The organism is Pseudomonas piscis, from assembly GCF_009380155.1.
GTDB classification, from domain to species: domain Bacteria; phylum Pseudomonadota; class Gammaproteobacteria; order Pseudomonadales; family Pseudomonadaceae; genus Aquipseudomonas; species Aquipseudomonas piscis.
Genome location: NZ_WHUV01000002.1, coordinates 342305 through 364114, shown reverse-complemented (window position 1 = coordinate 364114; position 21810 = coordinate 342305). Strand labels below are relative to the sequence as shown.

At 65.0% G+C, this 21810-nt stretch carries 16 protein-coding genes and 1 pseudogene; 11 read left to right on the top strand and 6 right to left on the bottom strand.

What is annotated here, in order from left to right; genetic code table 11:
- Position 1 precedes the first annotated feature (1 nt).
- Positions 2 to 1612 (top strand): ABC transporter ATP-binding protein, encoded by a 1611-nt coding sequence (locus GDH07_RS11720; protein ID WP_152897631.1) that lies wholly within the window; start codon positions 2 to 4, stop codon positions 1610 to 1612.
- Between the two features lie 57 nt (positions 1613 to 1669).
- Positions 1670 to 2158, top strand: a complete 489-nt coding sequence (locus GDH07_RS11715; protein WP_152897630.1) for an XAC2610-related protein — start codon at positions 1670 to 1672, stop codon at positions 2156 to 2158.
- Here the strand turns inward: GDH07_RS11715 and GDH07_RS11710 are convergent.
- A complete protein-coding gene (locus tag GDH07_RS11710; protein ID WP_022639049.1) occupies positions 2149 to 3123 on the bottom strand; it encodes a sensor domain-containing diguanylate cyclase in 975 nt (324 codons plus the stop codon). The genes GDH07_RS11715 and GDH07_RS11710 overlap by 10 nt on opposite strands.
- A gap of 110 nt (positions 3124 to 3233) precedes the next feature.
- Positions 3234 to 5321 carry an EAL domain-containing protein gene (locus GDH07_RS11705; protein ID WP_152897629.1) on the bottom strand — a complete coding sequence of 696 codons (2088 nt, stop codon included), beginning with the start codon at positions 5319 to 5321 and terminating at the stop codon, positions 3234 to 3236.
- A gap of 326 nt (positions 5322 to 5647) precedes the next feature.
- On the opposite strand from GDH07_RS11705, the gene GDH07_RS11700 reads away from it, so the two are divergent.
- From GDH07_RS11700 to GDH07_RS11680, 5 genes are all read left to right on the top strand, one after another.
- A complete protein-coding gene (locus GDH07_RS11700) occupies positions 5648 to 6181 on the top strand; it encodes a sigma-70 family RNA polymerase sigma factor (protein ID WP_152897628.1) in 534 nt (177 codons plus the stop codon).
- Between the two features lie 3 nt (positions 6182 to 6184).
- Entirely contained in the window at positions 6185 to 7162 is a 978-nt protein-coding gene (locus GDH07_RS11695) for a FecR domain-containing protein (RefSeq protein WP_152897627.1), read from the top strand.
- Positions 7163 to 7258: 96 nt separating this feature from the next.
- Positions 7259 to 9730 (top strand): TonB-dependent siderophore receptor, encoded by a 2472-nt coding sequence (locus tag GDH07_RS11690; RefSeq protein ID WP_152897626.1) that lies wholly within the window; start codon positions 7259 to 7261, stop codon positions 9728 to 9730.
- Positions 9731 to 9814: 84 nt separating this feature from the next.
- On the top strand, positions 9815 to 10318 hold the full coding sequence (locus GDH07_RS11685; protein WP_152897625.1) for a VOC family protein: 504 nt from the start codon (positions 9815 to 9817) through the stop codon (positions 10316 to 10318).
- A 47-nt stretch (positions 10319 to 10365) separates the two neighbouring features.
- On the top strand, positions 10366 to 11202 hold the full coding sequence (locus GDH07_RS11680) for an AraC family transcriptional regulator (RefSeq protein WP_152897624.1): 837 nt from the start codon (positions 10366 to 10368) through the stop codon (positions 11200 to 11202).
- On the opposite strand, the gene GDH07_RS11675 is transcribed toward GDH07_RS11680, so the two are convergent.
- From GDH07_RS11675 to GDH07_RS32840, 3 genes and pseudogenes are all read right to left on the bottom strand, one after another.
- Entirely contained in the window at positions 11195 to 11779 is a 585-nt protein-coding gene (locus tag GDH07_RS11675; RefSeq protein WP_152897623.1) for a LysE family translocator, read from the bottom strand. The two genes, GDH07_RS11680 and GDH07_RS11675, sit on opposite strands and share 8 nt — an antisense overlap.
- A gap of 93 nt (positions 11780 to 11872) precedes the next feature.
- The gene (locus tag GDH07_RS11670; protein WP_425502117.1) at positions 11873 to 13021 is read right to left on the bottom strand and encodes a methyl-accepting chemotaxis protein; all 1149 of its coding nucleotides are present in this window, start codon (positions 13019 to 13021) and stop codon (positions 11873 to 11875) included.
- Positions 13022 to 13117: 96 nt separating this feature from the next.
- Positions 13118 to 13402, bottom strand: a pseudogene (locus GDH07_RS32840) (PAS domain-containing protein); the annotation flags it as partial.
- A 635-nt stretch (positions 13403 to 14037) separates the two neighbouring features.
- On the opposite strand from GDH07_RS32840, the gene dapA reads away from it, so the two are divergent.
- Positions 14038 to 14898, top strand: a complete 861-nt coding sequence (dapA, locus tag GDH07_RS11665) for a 4-hydroxy-tetrahydrodipicolinate synthase (RefSeq protein WP_152897622.1) — start codon at positions 14038 to 14040, stop codon at positions 14896 to 14898.
- Positions 14899 to 14943: 45 nt separating this feature from the next.
- On the opposite strand, the gene GDH07_RS11660 is transcribed toward dapA, so the two are convergent.
- A complete protein-coding gene (locus tag GDH07_RS11660; RefSeq protein ID WP_053130464.1) occupies positions 14944 to 15600 on the bottom strand; it encodes a ribonuclease T2 family protein in 657 nt (218 codons plus the stop codon).
- A gap of 594 nt (positions 15601 to 16194) precedes the next feature.
- Between GDH07_RS11660 and bcsQ the strand changes: the two genes are divergently transcribed.
- The 3 genes from bcsQ (at position 16195) to bcsB (ending at position 21760) form a co-directional block, all read left to right on the top strand.
- The gene (gene bcsQ, locus GDH07_RS11655) at positions 16195 to 17253 is read left to right on the top strand and encodes a cellulose biosynthesis protein BcsQ (RefSeq protein ID WP_152897621.1); all 1059 of its coding nucleotides are present in this window, start codon (positions 16195 to 16197) and stop codon (positions 17251 to 17253) included.
- Positions 17254 to 17366: 113 nt separating this feature from the next.
- Entirely contained in the window at positions 17367 to 19472 is a 2106-nt protein-coding gene (gene bcsA, locus GDH07_RS11650) for a UDP-forming cellulose synthase catalytic subunit (protein WP_246195968.1), read from the top strand.
- Positions 19472 to 21760 (top strand): cellulose biosynthesis cyclic di-GMP-binding regulatory protein BcsB, encoded by a 2289-nt coding sequence (gene bcsB / locus GDH07_RS11645; RefSeq protein WP_152897619.1) that lies wholly within the window; start codon positions 19472 to 19474, stop codon positions 21758 to 21760. Before bcsA ends, bcsB begins: the two co-directional genes overlap by 1 nt.
- Positions 21761 to 21810: the final 50 nt, after the last annotated feature.

Below are 21810 nucleotides of genomic sequence, written 5' to 3'. Positions count from 1 at the left end.
CATGACCCAGGACAACCTGATCGAAGTGCGCGAGCTGGCCGTCGAATTCGTCGCCGGCGAACAGCGCCAGCGAGTGGTCGAAGGCATCAGCTTCGACATCAAGCGCGGCGAGACCCTGGCCCTGGTGGGCGAGAGCGGGTCGGGCAAGTCGGTCACCGCCCACTCCATCCTGCGCCTGCTGCCCTACCCCCTGGCCCAGCACCCGTCGGGCAGCATCAACTATTCCGGGCACGACCTGCTGACCCTGAAGGAAAAGAGCATCCGGCACATTCGTGGCAACCGCATCGCCATGATCTTCCAGGAGCCCATGACCTCGCTGAACCCGCTGCACAACATCGAAAAGCAGATCAACGAGGTGCTGGCGATCCACAAGGGCCTGACCGGCAAGGTCGCCACCCAGCGCACCCTGGAACTGCTGGAGCTGGTGGGCATCCCCGAGCCGCGCAAGCGCCTCAAGGCCCTGCCCCACGAGCTGTCCGGCGGCCAGCGCCAACGAGTGATGATCGCCATGGCCCTGGCCTGCGAGCCGGAACTGCTGATCGCCGACGAACCCACCACTGCCCTGGACGTCACCGTGCAGTTGAAGATCCTGCAGTTGCTCAAGGACCTGCAGGCGCGCCTGGGCATGGCCCTGCTGCTGATCAGTCACGACCTCAACCTGGTGCGGCGCATCGCCCATCGGGTGTGCGTCATGCAAAAGGGCCGGATCGTCGAGCAGGCGCCTTGCGAAGAGCTGTTCCGGGCCCCGCAGCATCCCTATACCCGGGAACTGCTGGCCGCCGAGCCCAGTGGCCTGCCAATCGCCAGCCAGGTCGGCGCGCCTCTGCTGGAAGTGAATGACCTCAAGGTCTGGTTCCCGATCAAGAAGGGCCTGCTGCGCCGCACCGTGGACCACGTCAAGGCGGTGGACGGCATTCATTTCAGCCTGCCCCAGGGTCAGACCCTGGGCATCGTCGGCGAGAGCGGCTCGGGCAAGTCGACCCTGGGCCTGGCGATCCTGCGGCTGATCGCCAGCCAGGGCCTGATCCGCTTCGAAGGCCAGCAGTTGGACCGCCTGTCCCAGCAGCAGGTACGACCGCTACGGCGAGAAATGCAGGTGGTGTTCCAGGACCCCTTCGGCAGCCTCAGCCCGCGCATGAGCGTGAGCCAGATCGTTGGCGAGGGCCTGCGCATCCACAGGATCGGCACCGAGCAGGAACAAGAACAGGCGATCATCGCGGCGCTCGAGGAAGTGGGCCTGGACCCGCAGACGCGCCACCGCTACCCCCATGAGTTTTCCGGCGGTCAACGCCAGCGCATCGCCATTGCCCGGGCCCTGGTGCTCAAGCCCCGGCTGATCCTCCTGGACGAACCGACCTCGGCCCTGGATCGCACCGTCCAGCGCCAGGTGGTGGAGCTGCTGCGCAGGCTGCAAGGCAAGTACAACCTGACCTACCTGTTCATTAGCCATGACCTGGCGGTGGTCAAGGCCCTGAGCCACCAACTGATGGTGATCAAGCACGGCCAGGTGGTGGAACAAGGCGACGCCAGGACGATCTTCGACGCCCCACAACACCCTTACACCCGCCAATTGCTGGAAGCCGCGTTCCTGGCACCGGCAAACGCCGGATGAGCCGCAACCGGGGCCGCCGGCCAGGCCCCAACCTTCATCACCGGACATGCTGAATCCATGCATAACAAACAATGGGCCATGATGGCCCTGGGCGGTCTTTTCGCAATGAGCGTCCAAGCCCAACCAACGACTTTCCAGCCGGACAAGCACACCACCGTCACGCTTGCCCTGCATGGCCAGCAGGTCAGCCTGGAAATACAACGCAACGGTCACACCCAATCCAGAGAACTGCGGGTGCAGGCCGAAAAGCCGCTGCACGTCGAGCTCGACGATTTCAACTTCGATGGGGTCGGCGACTTCGCCATCTGGCATGTCGATGATGGGATGGGTACTTACACGATCCACCGGGTGTTCATCTACAACCCGACGCAGGGCCAGTTCGTCGAGCGATTTCCCGCCTGCGGCGATGAATTCCTCAATCTCAAGGTCAACAAGCCCGGGAAATTCCTGGTCAGTACCTACTATCAGGGCAACATCCCAAGACGCTGCCTGACGCGGCCGGACCAGGCTCCGGGGCCTGAGCCACTGTCTGCCGATCAGTCTTGACGCTGGCGCTTGCTGGCCTGCTTTTGCAGGTACATGGCCTTGTCGGCATCGGCCAGCAACGCCTCCACGTCCGGATGGCGCTCGGCGTTGTATTCGATCTGGCCGACGCTGAAGCGAATGTCGTAGCCGCGCTTCAAGGTGGCGTTGCGTTCATCGAGGATCTCGCGCAATCGGGCCATGATGTTCGAGGTTTCCACATGATCGGCGGCGGTCAGCAGGACCACGAACTCATCGCCACCCAGGCGACCGACCACATCGCTCTCGCGAAAGGCGATGCGCAGCACGTCGGCGAAGGTCTTCAGCGCACCATCGCCCTCGGCATGGCCATAGGTGTCGTTGATCTGCTTGAAATCGTTGAGATCGAAGAACAGCAGGGTCGCCGGCTTGTCCAGGCGCTTGCAGACTCCCAGCGCATGCCGGGCCAGGGCCTCGAACCCACGGCGGTTGGACAGCAGGGTCAGCTCATCCATGCTGGCCATCTGCACCGCCGCCAGCTCCTGCTCGGCCATGCGCGCCAGGTCCCGCAGCAGCGCCCGCTCCTCGTCGTCCAGGTCCCGGGGCTTGACGTCGATCAGGCACAAGGTGCCCAGCTTGCTGCCGTTGGCCACCGTCAGCGGGCAGCCGGCGTAGAAGCGGATTCCGGGATCGCCCACCACCAGCGGGTTGTCATGGAAACGCACGTCCTGCTCGGCATCGCACACCGTGAGGATCTGGTCGCCAAGGATCGCATGTCCGCAGAACGAGATATCCCGTGGCGTTTCGCTGGCATCCAGGCCCGCGCAGGACTTGAACCACTGGCGATCACCGTCCACCAGGCTGACCAACGCGATGGGCACGTTGAACAAGCGCTTGGCCAGCCGGGTCAGGCGATCGAAACGCTCCTCCGGCGGGGTGTCGAGGACATTCAGCGCCCGCAAGGTCTGGATCCGCAGGGCCTCATTGTTGGGTTTGCTTGGGTACAACATCGCTGACTCCATTCGCGGCTAAGACGTCAAGCGTAGTTCAAAATGCCCGGAGCCAGGGCAAAACGGGCCTGCGCCTGCCCCCGGGGGCCAGGGCACGACGGCCTGGGGCATCAGTCATCGCCGGGCGCCTGGGCGGCCTGGGCCCTCTGGCTGGCGAACCCGGGAATCTGCGCGCCCGGCAGCGCCTTGCTGTAGTACCAGCCCTGGATAATCAGCTCCGAGCTCGACTGCAGGAACTCCAGCTGCTCCTGAGTCTCCACCCCCTCCACTACCACCTTGAGGCCCAGGGTCTCGCAAAAACGCAGCAAGCCGTTGAGGACCTGGGCACCCTGGGGCTCACGCTGGGCCAGGACGAAGCTGCGATCGATCTTGATGCCGTCCACCGGGAACTGGTGCAGGTAGCTCAGGGCCGAGAAACCGGTACCGAAATCATCGATGTAGACCTTCGCCCCCAGGGCGTGCAACTGCTCGATCCAGCGCAAGGTACGCAGCGCGTCGCCCACCAGGGCATCCTCGGTGATCTCCACCGATACCTGACCGCGGGCCCGGCCCAGGATGTCCAGCAAGCGCTCGCCATGCTCCGCCGAGGCCAGGGTAGCGCTGGAGACATTGATGGTGATCGGCAACTCGAAGCCATTGCGGCGCCAGAGCAAGTGCTGGCGCACCGCCTGGGAGGCGACCCAGAAATCCACCTCGGGCATCAGCCCGGCCTGGCCCAGCCACTGCAGCAACTCCCAGGGCAGGCGCACCTGGCCATCGCCGTCGCGCGCGCGCATCAGCGCCTCGCAACCGGTGCAGCGGCCCGTGTCCTTGGACACCTGGGGCTGGTACTCCAGGTGGAAGTCGTACTCGCTCAATTGCTGGATCCGCGCCAGTTGCAGGGACTGCCGGGCGGTTTCCTTGTAGGACGCGACCATCGGGTCCAGTTCGAACAGCCGGCTACGTTCCTCGAGGCCACGGAACGTGGTGTCGAAAGTCTTCAGGTAGACCTGCTCGCCAGCCTCGCCCTGATGGTGAAGGCTGCGGATATAGGGGATGTAGATCAGGGTGCCGACACCCAGCAGCACCAGTTGCAGGAGCACCGCGCCCCAGTCGCCCTGGGTGCTGAGGTAAGCGTTGAGCAGCACCGGTGAAGTGAAGGGCACTTCCACCAGCGCCGGGCTCACCCAGCCCAGCTGCACCACCAGCAGTGCCAGGCTGACGTTGACCATGGGCACCAGCATGAAAGGCACCAGCAACCTCGGGTTGAGGATGATCGGCAGGCCGAACAACAGCAGCTCGTTGACGTTGAACAGCGACAGCGCCAGGCTCGCCAAGGCCAGCAGGCGCAGGGAGCGGATGCTGGAGAACCCGAGGATAGCCAACACCAGCGCCAGGGAGCCGCCGGAACCGCCAATGAAGGCGAAACACCCCAGCAGGCCGCTGTTGAGGGCGTAACGCAGCGGTTGGCCGGCGGCCTGGTCCGCGGCATTGAGCGCCACCGCCTGGTCCATCACCTCCATGAAGGGTTGCAGGGCGTGGGTGCCGTGGATGCCGAAGAACCACAACAGCGAATTGCCCAGGGTCAGCGCCACGCCGCTGAGGTAGGGATTGCCCAGGTCCTTGAGGTCCAGCGGCTGCTGGATGTAGGCGAAGTCCTGGATCTGCAGCAGCGACTGCAAGACCGCCACCAGCAACAACGAGGTGAAGATCCCCGGCAGCACCATGTTGATGGTGCCCTTGAGGTTGTGCCCCACCAGATCCTCGTCCAGCAGCCTGGTCCAGCGCTGGCGGTGCAGCCTGGCCATGATGGGCACGTTGACCAGCGGCGAGGCGATGGCGATGAACAGCACGAAGCTCGCCGCCGCCAGCGGGTAGTCGTGCAGCATGTAGATGGCGATCACCACGTAGGACAGGCACAGGAAAGCCACCGGCAGCTGCGGCAGGCGGTACTGGAGCGCCAGCATGTAGCCGATGGACGCTGCCACCAACAGTGGAATGATCGAATTGATGCGCTCGTGCAGGCCGGCCAGCAGCTGCACCAGTTCCCTCGGAGCCCCCAGGACCTGGGCACATTGCGCGAGGATCAGCAGCAACGCCGAGAGCAGCAGGCAGGGCAATAGCCAGAGCAGGCCTTCGCGGATCGAACGCAGGGATTCGGCACCCGCCAGCAGCGCCAGGCGATGGGTGAAAAACAGCTTGAATCGCGGTCCGCGCATCAGCTTCCCCCCTTTGCAGTCACTGCCGGCCTGATACCACCAGGGGCGTCCCGTCTTGTCTCGCCCCGGTGCTGCGGCACATTGCCGTACCCTGAGACTGAAAGCGAAGATACCACTTAAGAAACCCCTTCCAGCAAGCACTGAATAGCCAGGCCCAGGATCTTTCATCGCTTCATACACGCCAGGCCCGGCGGCAATTTCACCCATACGCTCAAACACCGCCCATTGCAGCGCAGCGGCTCGATATCGTTTGCAGGGGCCAGGGGCTTTTGATTTAATCGCGATCAATTCCCATTTACACCTAGCTCGCCACCGGATACCGCCTCTTGTCCTCCCCTCCACTCGCCAGTCCCGTCTCGGTGCATAACCTCTACGACGCCCATCACCACTGGCTCTACGAGATGCTGCGCCGGCGACTGAACCATGCCTGGGATGCCGCTGACCTGGCCCACGACATTTTTGTCCGGGTGCTCAAGCGCCCCCCCGAGCTGCACGACGAGGTCCACCAGCGCTCCTATCTCGCCACCGTGGCCCGGGGCCTATGCATCGACCACTGGCGCCGCCGGCAACTGGAACAGGCCTGGCAACAGGCCCTGGCGGCGCGGCCCCAGGCAGTGCAACCGTCCCCGGAACAACGAGCGATCATTGTCGAGACCTTGCATGAAGTGGACGCCATGCTCAGCCGCCTGCCGGCCAAGGTGCGCGCGGCGTTCATCCTGGCGCAACTGCACGGCCGGCCCTACAAGGCGATTGCCGAGGAACTGGCAGTGTCGGAACGCATGGTCAAGAAGTACCTGGCCCAGGCTCTGCTGCATTGTGCGGTGCTGGAGGCCGAGCTCGACGGCCTGTTGGTGGAGTGACCCATGGACCAGCAATCCGGCGGCCGGCTCAGCCATGCCAGCCTGCAACAAGCGGCGCATTGGTATGTGCAACTGCAGGATCAGGCCAGCAGCGACGAACAGCACCGCCAATGGCAAGCCTGGTTCGAACACAGTGCGGAACATCGCCAGGCCTGGGCCTATGTCGAACGGATCCACCAGCGCCTGTTACCGCTGCAGGAAACCAATACCCGCCAGCCCGCCAGCCAGGCGCTGCGCAGTAACCGGCGCGCCCCCCTGGCACGACGCCAGGTGCTCGGTGCGCTACTGCTGGCCGGCCTGGGCTGGAGTACGTGGCGCGGCACCGCCCTGCCCCAGGCCCTGAGCCGCTGGCGCGCGGACTACGCCACTGGCACCGGGGAAATCCGCGACACCCTGCTCAGCGATGGCACGCACCTGTGGCTCAACGCGCTGAGCGCCGTGGATGTGCTCTACAGCAGCGAGCAACGACTGCTGGCATTACGCCTGGGGGAAATCCTCATCGACACCGCCAAGGACCCGCAGCGCCCGTTCCTGGTGCAGACCGATCACGGACGCCTGCGCGCCCTGGGAACCCGTTTCAGCGTGCGCTGCAACGCCAGCGACAGCCAGCTCAATGTCTACGCCGGCGCCGTGGAAGTACGCAGCACCGATGGCCGGCAGGTACAGGTGGTAAATGCCGGCCAGCAATTGCGCTTCGACAACCTGTCCCAGGGACAACTGCAGGCCGCCAGCTCTGCCCGCGAAGCCTGGAGTCGTGGCCTGCTGCTGGCCGACAACCTGCCCCTGGAGCAGTTGCTGGAAGAGCTGGGGCGCTATCGCGGCGGCCACCTGGGTTGCGATCCGGCCATCGCCCGCCTGCCGGTGATGGGCTCCTTCCCCCTGCACGATCCCGACCAGGCCCTGGCCCTGCTGGAAGCGGCGTTACCAGTGCGGGTCCGGCGCCTGGCCTCTTGGTGGGTGACCCTGGAGCCGCGAACCTGAGGCTGATGTTTTTTTTGCATGACCGGTTCCCTTTTGCCGTTGGCGTTCGGTCAACCCGGTAACAGTCCTCACATTGCCGATCCACAAGGGAACCCCATGCCATTACCCAGCCGTTCGCGCCTGCCCTTCCATACCCTGCCCCTGTGCGCCGCGCTGCTATGCGCCGCTCCCTGGGTCCATGCCGCGCCGGAGGGTGGTGACAGCCAGGGCGCAGCCATGCGCCGCAACTACAGCATCGGCCCCGGGCCGCTGGTCACCGTGCTCAACCGCTTCGCCGAGCAAAGCACGCTGTTCATCGCCGGGCACAACGACCTGGCGGCGGGCAAGCAAAGTCCCGGCCTGAACGGTAGCTACAGCGTCGCAGAAGGCCTGCAACTGCTGCTGGCGAACTCCGGCCTGCAGGCCCAGGCGGTCAGCGGCGGCTATGTACTCAAGGCGCTTCCCGCCAACAAGGGTCCACTGCAACTGGGGGCCACGCAGATTTCCGCCCAGGCCCTGGGCAACGTCACCGAAGACAGCCACAGCTACACCACCGGCGCCAGCGCCTCGGCCACCGGTCTCAACCTGTCACTGCGCGAAACCCCGCAAACAGTGACCGTGGTCACCCGCCAGCAGATGGACGACCAGGGCGCTACCAGCATCGCCGACACCTTGCGCCGAGCCCCCGGCGTCAGCGTGCAGAACTACGACAGCGAGCGCTGGGAGTTCTCCAGCCGCGGCATGCCCATCACCAATTTCCAGTACGACGGAGTCAACGCCACCTACGACGGGGTCTACGACTACGGCACCACCAGCACCGACATGGCGACCTTCGACCGAGTGGAGATCATCAAGGGCGCCACCGGCCTGATGACCGGCTCCGGCGATCCTTCAGCCACCGTCAACCTGATCCGCAAGCGGCCGACCAAAGAGTTCAAGGCCTCGATCACCGGCACGGTCGGCTCCTGGGACAACTATCGCAGTGAAGGGGATATCTCCGGCCCGCTGAGCGAAACAGGCAAGCTGCGCGGACGTTTTGTCGGGGTCTACCAGGACCGCAGCTCCTACCTCGACCATTACCAGAACACCAAGGACATCGCCTACGGCGTGCTCGAGGCCGACCTCACCCCGGACACCCTGCTGACCATAGGCCTGGACCAGCAGAATACGCGCTCCCGGGGCGCCACCTGGACCGGCTTCCCGATGTACTTCGGCAATGGCTCGCGGACCCACTTCTCCCGTTCGTTCAACCCGGCTACCGACTGGAGCCGCCGCGACTTCAAGAACCAGACCCTGTTCACCTCCGTGGAACAACAACTGGCCCACGACTGGACCTTGAAGGTCAGCTACGACCGCCTGCGCCGCCAGCACGACACCCTGTTGGGTTCGGCCAGCGGCGGCAACCCGGACCAGGCCACAGGCAACGGCATGTTCATGTACATGGGCAAGTTCAAGGGCGAACAGGTGCAGGACAACCTCGACATCAACCTGCACGGTCCCTTCAGCCTGTTCGGCCGCGAGCACGAGCTGATCGCCGGTTTCATGTTGATGAACGCCAAGCAGGACATCCCGGTCCACGGCTCGGTTTACCCGCCGGTGGGCGGCAGCATCTACGACTGGCGCGGCGAGTTCGCCAAGCCGGACATCCCGAAGATCGGCGACAACGACATCCTCCAGCGCCAGACCGGCGCCTACCTGGCCACCCGGCTCAAGCCCAGCGACGACCTGGCGGTGATCCTCGGCACCCGGGTCAGCGACTTCAAGGGCATCGACAACACCCGCTACTTCGACCCCGGCCAGGCCGATGCACGCCAGCGCTACCAGCAGACCGGGGTCGTCACCCCCTACGCCGGGCTGGTCTATGACCTCGATGAGCGCTATTCGCTGTACACCAGCTACACCAGCATCTACCAACCACAGATGAGCAAGGGTGTCGACGGCAAGATCCTCGACCCGGTGCAGGGCGACAGCTACGAAGCCGGGATCAAGGCCGAATACCTGGACGGTCGGGTCAACGCCAGCTTCGCGGTCTTCCACACCGAGCAGGACAACGTCGCGCAACTGGTGGACGGCTGGGGCATCGATGCCATCTACCGCCCGACCAAGGGCGCGACCACCAAGGGCTTCGAAATCAAGGTGGCCGGCGAACTGCGCGAAGGCTGGAACCTGTCAGCCGGCTACAGCTACAACCACACCCGCGATGCCAACCACGACTACGTCTACGGCTCGGTCCTGCAGACCACCGAACCACAGCAAGTGGCACGGCTGTTCAGCACCTACCGCCTGCCTGGCGCCTGGGAACGCCTGACCTTGGGCGGCGGGGTCAACTGGCAGAGCCAGTTCTTCGGCAAGGTCTACCAGCCCGACCCGAACGACACGGTCAATGGCGGGCACGACTCGCGTATTGCCCAGGATGGTTATTTCCTGGTGGATGCCATGGCGCGCTATCAGTTCAGCCAGCACCTGAGCTCCACGCTGAACGTGAAGAACCTCTTCGACAAGAAGTACTACACCGGCATCGGCAACTTCGGCACCGGCTTCTACGGCGAACCGCGCAGCCTGCAACTGGCCACCCGCTGGGACTTCTAACCCGGTCCGATCCACGGTAACCCGCCTCGCCAGCGGGTTGACTACGCTTATGCAAGCGTGATCAACCCGCAGAGGGCCGGCACCATGCAACGCATCCAGACCATCACGCCCTGCCTGTGGTTCGACCACCAGGCCCAGGAGGCCGCGCAGTTCTACTGCTCGATCTTCGAGGGCTCGCGCATCACCCACGTCAGCCACTACGGCAAGGCCGGCTTCGAGTTCCATGGCCGGCCCGAAGGCTCGGTGATGAGCGTGGTGTTCGAACTCGACGGCCAGGCCTTCACCGCGCTCAACGGCGGTCCGGCCTTCACCTTCAACGAAGCCATATCGCTGCAGGTGCATTGCCGGACCCAGGCCGAACTGGACCACTACTGGAATGCCCTGGGTTTTGGCGGCCCGCCACAGGCCCAGCAATGCGGCTGGCTCAAGGACCGCTTCGGCCTGTCCTGGCAGATCGTGCCGCAGGTCCTGGCACAGATGATGTGCGACCCCGACCCGAGCCGCTCACAACGAGTGATGCAAGCCCTGCTGGGCATGAAGAAACTGGATATCCAGCGCCTGCAACGCGCCTTCGATGGCAAATCCTGAGCCATCCCCTCTACAATCGCCGGCACCCTGGACAATGGACGGCCCTGATGAAGAGCGCCCTGCACCCTGACATCGCTCCGCGTTTCTGGCGCGACCCGGCCCTGCCCTTCATCGAGGCCCGGTCCATCGCCGATGGACACAAGGTCTGCTACAACCGCCATGCCCATGAGCAGTTCTCCATCGGTTGCATCACCGCGGGCCAGAGCACCTACCTCAGCGAAGGCGAACAGTGGCGGGTCGGAACCGGCACCGTGGTGTTGATGAACCCCGGCGTGGTGCATGCCTGCAACCCGATCGACGACCAACCCTGGTCTTATCGCATGCTCTACGTCGACACGCCCTGGCTGACCGCCTTGCAGCATGAGCTGGGTTTCGATGCGGCTTCGGGCTTTCGTCCTTTCAGTGCCACCCACAGCGACGATCCGCAATTGTTTGCCGAGCTCCAGACGCTGTACCAGGTCCTGGTGGACGAACGCGGCGATACCCTGCACAAGCACAACTGTGCCGTGGCGTTCTTCAGTGACCTGCACCAGCGCCTGAACCCGGCCGACAGCCTCCCCCGGGACAGCAACGAAAAGCTCGAGCGCGCCGCCCGCTACATCCGCCAGCACTGCACCGAGCCCCTGGTCCTGGAAGATATCTGCCAGGCCGCCCAACTCTCGGCCTCCTACCTGACCCGCGCCTTTGGCCAGCGGTTCGGCATGCCGCCCCATGCCTACCTGGTCAACCAGCGGGTGCAGTTCGCCCAGGCCCGCCTGCGCAGCGGTGCATCGATCGCCGAGGTGGCCCTGGAGGCCGGCTTTGCCGACCAGGCGCACTTCCAGCGGGCGTTCAAGCAGCACTTGGCCGCGACGCCCGGGCAGTACCAGCAAGGCCTCAGGTAAACAGGTACGCCGCGCTGACCGCCAGCAGTGCAGCCATGCTGCGATTGAACAGGCGCATGCCCGCAGGATTGTCCAGGTAGTGGCGCAGGAAACTGCCGGCATAGGCCCAGCAGGCAATCGACAGGTAGCAGATAACGAGATACACCGCGGCGAACAGCCAGACCAGCCGCGTATCGCCGTCGGCGGCAAACGCCCCGATGCCGGCCACGCAGGCCAGCCAGGCCTTGGGATTGAGCCACTGCATCAGGGCTCCATACCAGGCCGAAGGTGCGCGGACCTGGCCGTCGGCAGTCACTCGACCATCATCCCGGACCAGCTTCCAGGCCATGTACAGCAGGAACGCCACGCCAAACAGGCGGATGCCCTGGGTCAGTGCCGGCCACTGGCGCAATAGTTCGTTCAACCCCAGGCCCGTCAGTACCAGCAGCAAGGTAAAGCCCAGGGTCGCGCCAGCTACGTGGCTCAGGCTGGCCTTGAAGCCGAAACGGGCCCCGCTGCCCAGGGCCAGGATATTCACCGGCCCGGGGGTAATGGATGCGGCCAGGGCAAAGGCCGCCATGGAAAACACTACGCTCATCTCTCGCCTCTCTTGTCCGGGTCGAATCGACCGCCCACAGATTACGAAGCGAGCAACATCACGTATTGAAGAAAACAACCCTGCAATCGTCGTTCAGCTATTGAAACGCGTGACCAGGGCATTGAGCTCATGGGCCGTGGACTCAAGGTCGCCGCCGATGCTGCAGGAGTGCACGGCGATATCGGCGTTCTGGTCCGAGACCCGGGCGATATTGGTGATCTGCCCGGAAATCTCCTCGGCCACATGGGCCTGCTGCTCGGAAGCGGCGGCCATCTGCTGGCTCATCTGCTGGATGCGCTCCATCGCCGTATTGATGCCATCCAGCGCCTGTTCGGTGCTGATCACCTGGGCCACTCCGGAGCGCGCCTCGACACTGCCCTGGCGCGCCACTTCCACCGCCTGGCTGGCCACCTCCTGCAAGGTGGCGATGATCTGCTGGATGCTCTGGGTCGATTCCCGGGTCTTGGATGCCAGGGCCCTTACCTCATCGGCCACCACGGCGAAGCCACGCCCCTGCTCCCCGGCGCGGGCAGCCTCGATGGCGGCATTGAGCGCCAAGAGGTTGGTCTGCTCGGCGATGGAATGAATCATGTTCGCCGCCAGCTGGATCGACTGGGTCTCGTCGGCCAGGCCCTGGACCGACTGACTGACCGTGTCCACGGTAGCGGCCAGCTTCTCGATCATGACCCGGGTCCGCCGGGCTTCCTCGGAACCGACATGGGTCAGCTCGTTGACCCGGTCGGCCGCCGAGGCGGTGTCCTGCACATGCACCGAGACCTGGGCGATGGACGCCGCCATCTGGTTCATCGCCGTGGCCGCCATGTCTGCCTCGTCACGCTGCTTGCCCAGGGCCGACTCTGCCTGGCGCGACAGGTTCTGGCTGGTGGAAGCCAGCTCCGCGGCCTGGTTGGCATAGTCCCCGAGACGGCTCAGGGCGGTACGGATCTTCGCCGCCTCGCTGATCAGGATCATCTGCAGGCGCGCCACCGGCCCACGCTCGTCGGTATAGGTGCGGGCGATCAGTTCGCTATCGAAGCTGCCCAGGGACACCGCGCTGATGCGCGCCAGCAACCGCCGGGTGCGATATGCACCATGGGCCTGCACGGCGAACAGCCCGGCCACGGCGCAAGCCACTCCGGCCCAGGGTCCACCCAGCCAGCTGGCCAGGGCAATGGCTGCCAGGGCGAGCAGCGGCGGTAGCAGGATCTCGCCAGCCACCAGCAGCCGCTGGCTCCAGGGCATGGCCATGTCGGCGCCGCGCATGCGCTGGTAGAGGGCCGCGGCCCGCTCGACCTGCTCGCGCTCGGGCTTGACCCGCACCGACTCGTAGCCGGTGATCACGCCTGCGCTGAAAATCGGCGTGACATAGGCATTGACCCAGTAGTGGTCGCCGTTCTGGCAGCGATTCTTGACGATGCCCATCCAGCTCTTGCCGTCCTTGAGGTAGGACCACATATGGGCGAATACCGCTGGCGGCATGTCCGGGTGGCGCACGATATTGTGCGGGCTGCCGATCAGTTGTTCGCGGGTGAAACCGCTGACCTCGACGAACTCGTCGTTGCAGTAGGTCAGCTTGCCGTGGGAGTCGGTGGCGGAGATGAGCCGCTGCTCGGCGGGGAACACCCGCTCGCGCTGGGTCACTGGGAGATTGTTCTTCACCTTGAAAAAACCTCGCAGGAAGTCTGTTGATTGCCCGTCATGATCGAACCGCAACTGCGCATCCTGCGATGACTCGAAGACTGCTCCTGCCCCCGGCAAGACTTCCCCGGCAGTCGGCGCCGGTGGAGTCGAGTGTAGATAGCGCCTTGGCGAGCGCTATCGAATGTGCGGTGTGGACAGGAACGATCCGGCAACAATCTGCAAGATTCTTGACATGGATCAATACGTAGCCTGGCAACTGAAAACCTTTCAGAGAAAGCTTCGTGATGGTGTAGCACAAGCCTGGCCCCGGGACCCTGCGCCGCACCCGGGGAGGATTGACAAAACGCCGGACGGTTCCTGAAACTGGGCGCCTTGTTTGCGAGCCGGCCACCACCATGCCCCACGCCACCTTCCACGTACCGCGCGCCATTGGCCAAGTTGCCAAGGCCCCGGCGTGGATGGCCTGCAGCCGCAAATCGAAGAAACAGCCGCTCATGTGACCGGGGCGCTGTGTCCCGTCAGATGAGCTGACAGGACCTCGCTACGGAACACCCCTTGCCGACCGCCCTTCTACTCTTCTGACGACGACCCGACGGTCAAGCACCAGGAGAATATGCATGTCATCGTTTCACGGTATCTGGGTCCCCATCGTCACTCCCTTTCGCCACGGCGCCATCGATTTCACCGCCCTGCGCCGACTCGCCGCCCACCTGCTGGAAAGCGGCGTGGCCGGGCTGGTAGCCTGCGGCACCACCGGTGAAGCCGCCGCCCTGGACAAGGACGAGCAACTGGCGGTGCTCGACGCACTGGTGGAGCTGGCGCCCCCCGGGAAAGTGCTCATGGGGTTGGCGGGCAACAACCTGCCGGCCCTGTTGGACCTGCAACAGCGCATCCTGGAACGTCCGGTGGCCGGCCTGCTGGTGCCGGCGCCCTACTACATCCGCCCCTCCCAGGCTGCCCTGGAAAGCTTCTTCGGCTGCGTCGCCGATGCGTCCAGCGTGCCGCTGATCATCTACGACATCCCGTATCGCACCGGCGTGACCCTGAACCAGCAGACTTTGCTGGCGATCGTCCGCCACCCGCAGGTCGCGGCGGTCAAGGACTGTGGTGGCAATCTGGAAAAGACCCTGGCAGTGCTGGCCAGCGGCGACGCGCAGGTGCTGTGCGGCGAGGACCTGCAACTGTTCAACGCGCTCTGCCTGGGCGCCAGCGGCGCGATCGCCGCCTCGGCGCATATCCGCCCCGAGTTGTTCGTGCAGTTGCAACGCCAGGTTGCGGATCAGCAGCTGGAAGCCGCCCGCGCCACCTTCATGCGCCTGGCGCCATTGATCCAGGGCTTGTTCAGCGAGCCCAATCCGGCACCGGTCAAGGCCTTGCTGGCCCATCAGGGATTGCTCGAAGCACAGTTGCGGGCACCGATGGAGGATTGCAGCGCAGCAACCGCCGAGCGCCTGCAGCGCCTGCTGGCCGCCCTTTAGCCCGCAAACCGGCTCCAGCCCTCGCGGCAGGAGCCGGCAGCTCGTTCAGCGCACCGGAGGAATGCGGATCTGCCCGGAGCGGCACTGGGTCTTCACGCCCTTGCCGCAGTCGGCGAACTCCAGGTCCTTGCCCAGGCACACCCGCACTTCGGACAGCTCCGGCCCGCTGCACAGGACTGCCACGCCATTTTCGGTGATCCCCGGGTTGCTCTGGCGCAACTGCTGGGCGATTTGCGCCGCCTCGTAGTAACGCACGCTGGTGGAGGGTTGCAGGGTTTCTGGAATCTTCACCTTGCCCAGGGCCTGGTCGGCCTTGTCCAGGTAACCCATGGCGCCCAGGCCACTGCAGGTACCGTGCTTGCTCCACTCATGCTTGAGCAGCTTTTCGGTGGGGAACAGAGTCAGGCCCTTGGCGATTTCCTCACGGTTGAGCTGGGTCAAGGGTGGGCACGACTGCGGCCAGCCGCCCCGGCTGTATTGCGGCCACAAGCCGTGCAGGACGAAGCCGTAGCCCTTGCCCGAGCACTGCTCGTTGTCCGGATGCATCAGGCAGAAGGTCGGCGACCAGGACAGGCTCAACAAGTAATAGTCGAAGCTCCCGGCCACCGAGTCGCGTTGTTGCTTGGACGAACGCGCGTCGCTGATCCCTACCATCCCCAGGGTCAGCACCAGGGCTGCCAGCAGGGTGAAAAGCTTTCTCATCGTGACCTCTCCTTGGAAAACGGACGCGTTCCGGCCCCGGTCTCGAGGCGGCGCAGATCAAACATAGCGGATCCTTATTGGCACGCAGGCATTGCAGGAACATGACAGGAACGCCAAGGCGCCCCCGGATAGCCGGCCAGCACCGGCGCGCCAAGATACCAGTGAAACCACCCCGGCGCTGGGCTGTAACCCCACGGTGACCGCCAGCCACTCAAAGGGGCCCGAGCAGACGCCCCAGAGAAACGACCAGCCCGGCCCCTCGGCGATGCCCCCGGAGCAGGTCCCCAGCGAGACGCCGTGGCCAGCACAATCTGCCCACCAACCCAGCAAAAGCTCTGGCTCGGCCTCCTCCAGCCAAGGGTGCAGACCTGGATGCCAGCCTCGGCAAGGCTCGATCAACGCTTCAAGCTTTTGGTCGTCAAAATAACGTCAAAAAACCCAGGTGGTGATAAAAAAATCAAATAGACAACAAAATAATGACGGAATTAGATAGCCAGCATTCGCCTCAGGAAAATTTGCAAAGCAGCAAGGATGCGAGCGGCCAGACAGGAGTCCGTCCCTCAATCTAATAAGACCAATATTCAGGGATGTCCCATGCATCGTTCGGACGACATTGCGAACCTGTTCAGCAGGTTCGGGGCCAGTGCGGAGCACTATCAGGAAATCGAACCCAGCTACGAGTACGCCGATGATCGGTCGGCCGTGCTCCAGGCGGCGCCTGTACCTGCCTTCTCGACCGCAATCCAGCCACCCCGGGCCCAGATGGCAGCCCCGGCCAATGCCCTGGGTGCCCTGCTGGCCCAGGTCCGCCAGCAGCGCCAGCACCTCGACCCGCTACAGCCGCAGCCCGACGCGGGCCCGAAAGGTCCATCCAGGGCCAGGGTGGTTGCGCTGTTGTCGGGCAAGGGCGGTGTCGGACGTACCACTCTCACCGCCGGGCTCGCCTGCGCCCTGGAGCGCCCCAACGGCCGGGTGCTGGCCATCGACCTGGACCCGCAGAATGCCCTGGCCCTGCACCTTGGGCTTGGCCCGCAACAGGCAGGGATAGTCGAAGCCGACGAAGGCGCCGCCAACTGGCAAGACTACCTGCGCACCGGTCATGCCCGGACCCAGTGCCTGGCCTACGGCAATGCCCGGGAAGACCAGCAACGCCGGCTCGAACAAGTCCTGGAGCAGGACAGCAACTGGCTGGCCCGGCATCTTGCCCAGCTTGACCTCAAGGCTGGCGACACGGTGCTGATCGACACGCCAACCGGGGCGTCCTGCTACCTGCGCCAGGTGTTGCAAGTGGCCGATGCGCTGCTGATCGTCACCCTGGCCGATGCCGCCAGCTACAACAGCCTGCAACGCCTGGACCGCTTGTTGGCCAGCCACCGCCAAGGCTCGCGGGCACCGGTTTGCCGTTACCTGATCAACCTGCTGGACGACCAGCGCAGCTTCAGCCTCGACATGGCCGAGATCCTGCGCAACCAGCTGGGCGACCAACTGCTGGGGACGGTCCACCAGGACCACCAGCTAGGCGAAGCCCTGGCCTACGAACGCAATCCCCTGGCCCGGGGCCCAAGCACCCGAGGCTGCGCAGAGATCCTGCAGATCGGCGCGGCACTCGATCAACTGCTCGCGCACGATACCCAAGAGCCCATATCCCCATGACCCAGGAAACACCGCGCCCGTCCCTTGCCCAGGGGCGTCTTGAAGTGCACCCCGGCGCCTGGCTCGACCGCCTGTCGGCCTGGCCTAAATCAATCCGCCGATCATTCGTAGGCATGCTCTGGATCCTGGCTGCACTGCTGTTATTGAGCAGCGTCAGCGCACCGCTGGATCTCTACAGCCAGTGCCTGTTCGCCCTGCTGTGCTTCCTCGCGGCGCTGGTGATCAGGCGCATTCCCGGGCGACTGCCGATCCTGATGCTGATCGTGCTGTCGCTGATCGCCTCGCTGCGCTACATGTACTGGCGCCTGACCTCGACCCTGGGTTTCGATGCCTGGCTGGATGCGCTGTTCGGCTACGGCCTGGTGCTGGCCGAGATCTACGCCCTGGTGGTGCTGATGTTCGGCTACCTGCAGACCGCCTGGCCGCTGCGGCGCCAGCCGGTACTGCTCCAGGGCGAACCGCATACCTGGCCGACGGTGGACGTGTTCATCCCCACCTACAACGAAGGCCTGAACATCGTCAAATTGAGCATCTTCGCCGCCCAGGCGATGGATTGGCCCAAGGACAAGCTGCGGGTTCATGTGCTCGACGACGGTCGCCGCGACGACTTCCGCCAGTTCTGCCAGGACATCGGCGTCAACTACATCACCCGCGACGACAACGCCAACGCCAAGGCCGGCAACCTCAACCACGCGCTGCAGATCACCGACGGCGAGTTCATCGCCATGTTCGACGCCGACCATGTGCCCACCCGCTCCTTCCTGCAGGTCGCCATGGGCTGGTTCATCAAGGACCCCAAGCTGGCGATGCTGCAGACCCCGCACTATTTCTTCTCCCCGGACCCGTTCGAGAAGAACCTCAACACCTTCCGCGCGGTGCCCAACGAAGGCGAGCTGTTCTATGGCCTGGTGCAAGATGGCAACGACCTGTGGAACGCCACTTTCTTCTGCGGTTCCTGCGCGGTGCTGCGCCGCAGCACCCTGGAAGAAGTCGGCGGCGTGGCGACCGAGACCGTCACCGAGGATGCCCACACCGCCCTCAAGCTCAACCGCGCCGGCTACAACACCGCCTACCTGGCGCTGCCCCAGGCCGCCGGCCTGGCCACCGAAAGCCTGTCGCGGCACATCAGCCAGCGGATCCGCTGGGCCCGGGGCATGGCGCAGATCTTCCGCATCGACAATCCCCTGGGCGGCAAGGGCCTGAACCTGGGCCAGCGAATCTGCTACGCCAATGCCATGCTGCACTTCTTCTACGGCCTGCCGCGCCTGGTATTTCTCACCGCGCCACTGGCCTACCTGATATTCGGCGCCGAGATCTTCCACGCCTCGGCCTTGATGATCACCGCCTACGTCCTGCCGCACCTGTTCCATGCCAGCCTGACCAACTCGCGGATCCAGGGACGCTTTCGCCATTCGTTCTGGAACGAGGTCTACGAGACGGTGCTGGCCTGGTACATCATGCCGCCGGTGCTGATCGCCCTGGTCAAGCCGAAGTTCGGCGGTTTCAACGTCACCGACAAGGGCGGCATCATCGACCACGAGTTCTTCGACTGGAAGCTGGCCCGGCCCTATATCGTCCTGTTGCTGCTCAACTTCATCGGCCTGTGCATGGGCATCCAGCAGCTGTTCTGGGGCGAGCCGGACAGCCGCACCACAGTACTGATCAACCTGGCCTGGACCCTCTACAACCTGATCATCACCAGCGCCGCCGTGGCGGTAGCCAGTGAAACCCGCCAGGTCCGCGCCGAACCCCGGGTCCAGGCACAACTGCCGATACAGGTGACCCTGGACGATGGCTCGCAGGTCATGGGCCAGACCCAGGACTTCTCGCAACGCGGGCTCGGCCTGCGGCTGCCCGAAGCCAGCCTGGTACAGCGTGGCGAACACCTGCGGGTGTCGCTGTTTCGCAACCAGCGCGCCAGCGAATTCGACACCCGCGTGGTGTTTCGCAACGGCAACTTCGTCGGCGCGCAGTTCGAGCCCCTGAGCCTGCGCCAGCAAAGCGAACTGGTGCGCCTGACCTTCTCCCGCGCCGACACCTGGGCCGCCAGCTGGGGCAGCGGCAAGGTCGACACTCCGCTGTCGGCCCTGCGCGAAGTCAGCCGTATCGGCCTGGGCGGCGTCGGCGCCCTGCTCAGGGCCTGCCTGAGCCTCCAACGTCGGCAGCGCACCCGCCGTACCGATTCCCAGCCACCGCTCACCACTCTCATGGACAAGTGATGAAACCGACCTCTTGCTCTGCCGGCCTCGAACCGCGCCACAAGCGCCCCCAAAGGAATCTGCTGGCCGCCTCGGCGCTGTGCCTGGGCGGCCTGGGACAATGGGCCACGGCCCAGGAGCTGCCGGCCACCGCCGACGCTGCGGCGCCGGCGGTGGCCAGCTACCAGCTGAGCCTCAAGCAGCTGGGGCGTCGCGACACCATGAACCTGCAAGGTACCGAGGCCTCCGACAGCGTGGACTTCGGTATCCGGGCCGACGAAGTGGTGACCGGCGCCCGCCTGCTGCTGCGCTACAGCTACTCGCCGGCCCTGCTGGCCGAGCTGTCGCAGATCAACGTACTGGTCAACGACCAGGTCGCCGCAAGCCTGGCCCTGCCCAAGGAGGGTGCAGGCCTGCCCCAGGAGCAGGAGGTGCGGATCCCGCCGCAGCTGATCACCGAGTTCAACCACCTGCGCCTGCAGTTCATCGGCCACTACACCATGCAGTGCGAAGACCCGCTGCACAGCAGCCTGTGGGCCAAGATCAACAACAGCAGCGAACTGCAGATCGAGGTTTCACCGATCACCCTGAAGAACGACTTGGCGATCCTGCCGCTGCCCTTCTTCGATCGCCGCGACTCGCGCCAGGTACGCTTGCCGATGGTCTTCGCCGGCACTCCGGACAATGCCACCCTGGAGGCCGCCGGCGCGGTGTCGTCCTGGATCGGCGCCCTGGCCGCCTACCGTGGCGCCAGCTTCCCCAGCAGCCGAGACCAGTTGCCGGCGCAGGGCAACGCGGTCTTGCTGGCGATCGCCAAGGAACCACTGCGCCTGGGCAACCTCGAAGTGCCGGCCGCCAAGGGCCCCAGCCTGAGCCTGGTGAGCAATCCCGGCGATGCCCGGGGCAAGGTCTTGATCATCAGTGGCCGCAACACCGACGAACTGAAGCTGGCGGCCAATGCCCTGACCGTCGGCGGCAAGGCCCTGAGCGGCGCCAGCGTGGTGGTCGAGCAGCTAGAAGCATTGCAGCCGCGCCAACCCTACGATGCCCCGAACTGGCTGCCCTCCAATCGCCCGGTCAAGCTCGGTGAACTGATCGAACCCGGCAAGCTCAGCGTCTCGGGCTACAACCCGGGCAATATCGAGATCCCCCTGCGCCTGGCCCCCGACCTGTTCAACTGGCGCGAAAGCGGAGTGCCGCTGGACCTCAAGTACCGCTACACACCGCAGCAGTTCTCCACCAACTCGGCGCTGCTGGTGCACCTCAACGACCACTTCATGAAGTCCATGCCGCTGCCTTCGGTGGGCAACCTCGACGGCGGCACCGCGCTGCTGGAGCGCCTGCAGACAGACCCCGGCCTGCCACGGGAAACCAGGGTCCTGCTGCCCCTGGGCACCGCCACGCCGCGTTCGCGCCTGCAACTGCGCTTCATGTACGACTACGTCAAGCAGGGTGAATGCCGGGACATCATCATCGACAACATGCGCGGCCTGATCGATCCGGATTCGACCCTGGATGTCAGCGGCTACAACCACTACATCGCCCTGCCCAACCTCGGGGTCTTCAACGACAGCGGCTTCCCCTTCACCCGCCTGGCCGATCTGTCCCAGAGCGCCGTGGTGCTGCCGGAGCACAGCGGCCCGGCAGAATGGAGCGCCTACCTGACGGTGCTCGGGCGCTTCGGCGAAGCCACCGGCTACCCGGCGACGGCCGTCCGCGTAGTCGGCGCCGACCAGGCCCGGCAGGTCAGCGACAAGGACCTGCTGGTGTTCGCCTCCGGCACCAACCAGCCCTTGCTCGAGCAATGGGCCGGGTACCTGCCCGCGACCCGCGACAGCGAACACCAGCGCTTCTCGTTGTCGGACCTGACCCTGCGCCTGCGCCAATGGATCAGCCCGGAGCCCGAGGCCAACCCGCGTCCGGCCCGCCTGCGCCTGAGCTACAGCGGGGAACCGGGCAGCACCTTCCTGGCCGGTTTCGAGTCGCCGCTGCAAGCCGGACGCAGCGTGGTGCTGATCGCCGCAGGCCAGCCCGAGGGCCTGGTGGAAGCCACCGCGGCGTTGATCGGTGGCGCCGACTACCAGGGCAGCATCCAGGGCAGCCTGGCCCTGGTGAATGGCAAGGAAATCACCTCGCTGGTAGCCGAGGAACAGTACTACGTCGGCGATCTTGGCCTGTTCAAGCGCATCCAGTGGCTGCTCTCGCAGCATCCGCTGTGGATGCTGCTGGTGACCCTGGGCAGCCTGCTGCTGGTCAGCGGCCTGATCTACCTGGCCCTGCGCAGCCGCGCCAGGCAACGTCTTTCCTGATGGGACCGCGACCATGAGCACACGTCTTTCAGCACTTGCGCGGCTCTGCC